The organism is Thermogemmatispora sp. (assembly GCF_019683635.1).
Lineage (GTDB): Bacteria > Chloroflexota > Ktedonobacteria > Ktedonobacterales > Ktedonobacteraceae > Thermogemmatispora.
The window spans coordinates 1-4,357 of sequence record NZ_JADGIA010000299.1 but is presented as its reverse complement, the minus strand read 5'-3'; the positions used below and the strand labels follow the sequence as shown (position 1 = coordinate 4,357).

Sequence of the window (4,357 nt, the reverse complement as noted above, 5' to 3'; positions counted from 1 at the left end):
TTGACGAATCCAGGGGAAAGGGCTAGACTAACGGGTGACAGTGACGCTGAAGAAGCTTTCAGGAAGGTTGGGAAAGATGGCTGTACCTGCTCATACCGAAGTTGCCGCCGAATTCGAGATTGTCATCGGTCTCGAAGTGCATGCTCAGCTCACCACGCGGAGCAAGATGTTCTGCTCCTGCAGCACAGACTACGCCAATGCTGCCCCCAACACCCATGTCTGCCCTGTCTGTATGGGGATGCCAGGCGTGTTGCCGGTCATCAATCGGCAGGCTGTGGCCTACACCATTATGACGGCGCTGGCCCTCAACTGCAGCATTCCTGAATACTCCAAATTCGACCGCAAGAACTATCCCTATCCTGACTTGATGAAGGGGTACCAGATTTCCCAGTATGATCTCCCGCTCAGTCGCAATGGCTATCTGCTGATTGAGCATGATGGGCAGGTGCGGCGCATTGGTATTACGCGCGTTCATCTGGAGGAAGATACCGCCAAGCTGCTGCATCGAGATGGTTACAGCCTGGTCGATGTCAACCGCGCCGGTACACCCCTTATCGAAATCGTTAGCGAGCCGGACATGCGCAGTCCCGAGGAGGCGCGGCTCTATATGCAGAAGCTGCGCGAGATTCTGGTCTACCTGGGAGTCTCTTCGGGGCGTATGGAGGAGGGCAGCCTGCGCTGCGATGCCAATATCTCGGTCCGACCCCGCGGACAGCAGACGCTAGGGGTCAAGACCGAGATCAAGAACATGAATAGTTTCAAGGCCCTGCAGCAGGCCCTCGAATATGAGGCTCATCGCCAGATTGAGGTGTTGCGAGCCGGCGGGACTATTCAGCAGGAAACGCGTGGCTGGGACGAGAGTCGGGGCGTGACGGTGCCGCAGCGTAGCAAAGAGTATGCTCATGACTATCGCTACTTCCCTGAGCCAGATCTGCCGCCGCTGGTGATCAGTCGTGACTGGGTGGAAGAACTGCGCGCACGCCTGCCAGAGCTGCCTGATGCGCGCCGGCTGCGATATCAGCGCGACTACGGCCTCTCGGCTCAGGATGCTGATATCCTCACAGAAGAGAAGGCCCTGGGCGACTACTTCGATCAGGTAATGGCTCTTTCTTCCCAGGTCCAGGATCGCCAGACCAGAGCCCGTGCAGCCAGCAACTGGCTCCTGAGCGAGGTTGTCCGCTTGCTCCATGCGCATGATATCGCCCCTGCAGCTTGCCCGCTGAAGCCGGAGGCGCTGGTGAATCTGCTCGATCTGCTCGATCGTCAGCGCATCACTGGCAAGCAGGCGAAGGAGGTTCTCGATGAAGCCTTCGTCAGCGGTGAGCTGCCAGAGACCATTGTGGTGCGCAAAGGCATCCAGCCACCGATTACTGATCCGCAAGCCTTGGAGCGTATCATCGTTGAAGTCATTGAGGCGAACCCTAAGATCGTGGCCGATTATCGCTCAGGTAAGACCAATGCCGCCCAGTATCTGGTCGGCCAGATCATGAAGCGCACTCGTGGTCAGGCCAAAGCCGATCTTGTCCAGCAACTCTTGCGCGCCAAGCTTGATGAGACGCCCACAGCCTGAGCGGGCTTGACCGGCTCTGGCAGCCGGACCTGCCTGCTGGGTCAGAGCAGGCAGGCAAGCTGGCTGGGCGATTCTTGATCCCTGGCTGCATCAGCTGCTCTCAGCTGCAAAATACGGAAAAAGGAGCAAGAACGTGGACCTGCACAACGACGTGAAGTCCTCTCGCGAGACCCGTATTAATCCCTATGAAATGGCTGTTCAGCAGTTTGAGGAGGCTGCCGATCGGCTCAATCTCTCGGAGGATATGCGAGAGATTCTGCGCAAGCCCAAGCGCGAGCTGACAGTCAACTTCCCTGTACGCCTGGATGATGGCCGGATCAAGACCTTTACCGGCTATCGCGTACAGCACAACGTGAATCGCGGGCCTGCCAAAGGTGGCATTCGCTACAGTCCTGATGTGACCCTGGACGAGGTCAAGGCACTGGCCATGTGGATGACCTGGAAGTGCGCAGTGGTGGGCATTCCCTATGGTGGAGCCAAGGGGGGGGTCATCTGCGATCCCAAGGCCATGAGTCCAGGTGAGCTGGAGCGGCTGACGCGCCGCTATGCGACTGAAATCTCGATCATCATCGGCCCTCACAGCGATATCCCCGCGCCCGATGTCAACACCAACCCCCAGGTCATGGCCTGGATTATGGACACCTACTCAATGCACGAGGGCTTTTCCATTCCCGCCGTTGTCACTGGCAAGCCACTCTCCATTGGGGGGAGTGAGGGGCGCAATGACGCCACAGCAATGGGGGTGCTCTTCGTCACACGTCAGGCGGCGCGCCGGATTGGCATGCCGCTGCGAGGGGCGCGCGTCAGCATTCAGGGATTTGGCAACGCCGGCTCCATTGCTGCTCGTCTGTTCCATCACGAGGGCTGCAAGATCGTAGCGGTCAGCGATACCCGGGGGGGCATCTACAATGAGGCCGGACTGGACCCTGCCGCCGTGCTCCGGCATAAGCAGGAGAGGGGCAGCGTTGTTGGTTTCCCGTCGGCTCAGCAGATCAGTCCCCAGGAGGTCTTGGAAGTTCCTTGTGATATCCTGATCCCGGCGGCCACCGAAGGGGTCATCACCGAGGCGAATGCCGGTCGTATCCAGGCCCAGATCATTGCTGAGGCCGCCAACGGGCCGACAACGCCCCAGGCGGACAGGATTCTCGGGCGCAGGGGCGTCATTGTCATCCCGGATATTCTGGCCAATGCCGGCGGCGTCACAGTCAGCTACTTCGAGTGGGTCCAGGATCTCCAGAGCTTTTTCTGGGGAGTCGAAGAAATCACTCAGAAGCTAGAGATCATTATGAATCGGGCCTTTACGGCGGTGGCTGAAAAAGCGGAGCAATTCCATTGTGACCTGCGTCTGGCGGCCAATATGCTGGCCATCTCACGAGTGGCTGAGGCCACTCAGATTCGCGGCATCTATCCCTGAGATGACTGACCTGAAGGAAACCGAGGGTTGAGCAGCGGCTGCTCGGCGAGCGCTGGCGGCCCGGGATAGTCGCAGCGACTATTGATCAACAAAAAGGCCAGGAGCAGAAAAATTGGCTCCTGGCTTTTCCTGGCTGGGATCGGACTGAGACAGCAGTGGACAAGTTCACCCAAGACACAGAGGCTGATCAACAGTTTTTCCTGTCAGCTGCTGCTCCAGTCCGACTGGCATCCAGCGCAGCACATCATCGTAGTCTGCCTAGTAACCGCGACGCGTCTCGCGTTTTGAGCGCTTCACGGGCTTAGACTGACGACCGGGTTTTGGCTGCTTCTTCTTCCCTTTGCCGCCGGGCCAGAGGTCCTCATCCTCCTCCTCTTCCTCGTCCTCGAAAAACTCCTCCTCCTCTTCCTCGAAGTCCGGCTCTAGCTCCTCCTCTTCCTCGTATTCCTCCTCCTCTGGAATGGCTTCCAGAGACTCTTCCTCTAGCAGCTCCTCATCCTCAAGGTCGGTCTCCACGCTCTCCTCTTCCTCCTCAGCGATCGGGATCTCCTCCTCGGGGGCGGTAATTTCCTCGGAGGAAGCCGTCGCAGGAGGAGCTGCGGGCGCCGCGACCTCGGGCTGGAGGGCCTTGGCTGTCAACGTTTCCGCCTGAGAAACGCGAGGCTCCTCACGCTCGCGGCTTTCGCTACTGGACGTGTGGCTGCCGCGAGCCGACTTTCGTGCTGCCCCTGACTCCTGGGAGTCGCGTTCGCCCCGCTCACCCGTCTCGCTCTCCTCGGTGGTCTTGGAGCTGCCGATCACCCGGCGTCCGGCGGCGACATCGAGCCAGAACTGAGAATAGTAGTGCGGACGTTCGGTGTCCTTTTCGCTCTCTTTCCTCGTCATTGGACCTGCGGCGCAGCAACCCCCGCCAGGAATCTGGGGAAAAGCGCCGCCTCCTTTCCCTCAAACAGTATCAGAAGATGACGACAAAAGCGCCGTAATGTCCGTTCATTCAGACAGACGGCAAGCCGCCTGGGCACTATGGCCGGTGCCTCTCTCCCCGGACCGGGCGTGCTGATCGCCTCCCTTTCCCTGATCCTGTTGGCGTGCTGTTCTGCGGGGCTGCTTCAGCCCTGATGCTTGCCGATCTCATGACTGCTTAGCTGGTCTGACTCAGCTCGACTTGCTTACTCACGAGCTGAAGGGGGACATTCCCACGCACGGACAGGGTTGATGGGAGACGAAAAGCTGAAGGGATGCAGGAGAGCCGCCTCCACCCCAATGTGATCAGTATACCGGCAGGAAAAGGCAACGTCAAGCGGTCCATCGGGTCACGCCTGCCATCATTTCAGCGCGTAAACGGACCTCCCCTTGCGGGGGAGCGTTGATCT

The 4,357-nt window shown here is 59.2% G+C and carries 3 protein-coding genes; 2 read left to right on the top strand and 1 reads right to left on the bottom strand.

All coding sequences use genetic code 11. The features are described from left to right. Positions 1 to 76 precede the first annotated feature (76 nt). Positions 77 to 1,570 carry an Asp-tRNA(Asn)/Glu-tRNA(Gln) amidotransferase subunit GatB gene (gatB, locus tag IRZ31_RS20380; protein WP_297157308.1) on the top strand — a complete coding sequence of 498 codons (1,494 nt, stop codon included), beginning with the start codon at positions 77 to 79 and terminating at the stop codon, positions 1,568 to 1,570. A gap of 190 nt (positions 1,571 to 1,760) precedes the next feature. Next, positions 1,761 to 2,984 carry a Glu/Leu/Phe/Val dehydrogenase gene (locus tag IRZ31_RS20375; protein ID WP_363325708.1) on the top strand — a complete coding sequence of 408 codons (1,224 nt, stop codon included), beginning with the start codon at positions 1,761 to 1,763 and terminating at the stop codon, positions 2,982 to 2,984. A 258-nt stretch (positions 2,985 to 3,242) separates the two neighbouring features. Here IRZ31_RS20375 and IRZ31_RS20370 read toward each other — a convergent pair whose 3' ends face one another. After that, positions 3,243 to 3,869: a hypothetical protein gene (locus IRZ31_RS20370; RefSeq protein ID WP_297157302.1), complete on the bottom strand. Its 627-nt coding sequence runs from the start codon at positions 3,867 to 3,869 to the stop codon at positions 3,243 to 3,245. Positions 3,870 to 4,357 lie beyond the last annotated feature (488 nt).